Genomic DNA, 314 nt, shown 5'->3' with positions numbered 1-314 from the left:
GGCGTGCCTAATACATGCAAGTCGAACGAACTCTGGTATTGATTGGTGCTTGCATCATGATTTACATTTGAGTGAGTGGCGAACTGGTGAGTAACACGTGGGAAACCTGCCCAGAAGCGGGGGATAACACCTGGAAACAGATGCTAATACCGCATAACAACTTGGACCGCATGGTCCGAGTTTGAAAGATGGCTTCGGCTATCACTTTTGGATGGTCCCGCGGCGTATTAGCTAGATGGTGGGGTAACGGCTCACCATGGCAATGATACGTAGCCGACCTGAGAGGGTAATCGGCCACATTGGGACTGAGACAC

Annotated in this window: 1 rRNA gene; it reads left to right on the top strand. The window is 51.0% G+C overall.

Annotation, left to right across the window (positions count from 1 at the left end):
• Positions 1 to 314 (top strand): 16S ribosomal RNA (locus AYO52_RS02505); the annotation flags it as partial.

This window comes from Dietzia sp. 111N12-1, assembly GCF_001658045.1.
In the GTDB taxonomy this organism is placed as follows: Bacteria; Actinomycetota; Actinomycetes; order Mycobacteriales; family Mycobacteriaceae; genus Dietzia; species Dietzia kunjamensis.
This window is presented reverse-complemented; position numbering and strand designations above follow the sequence as displayed.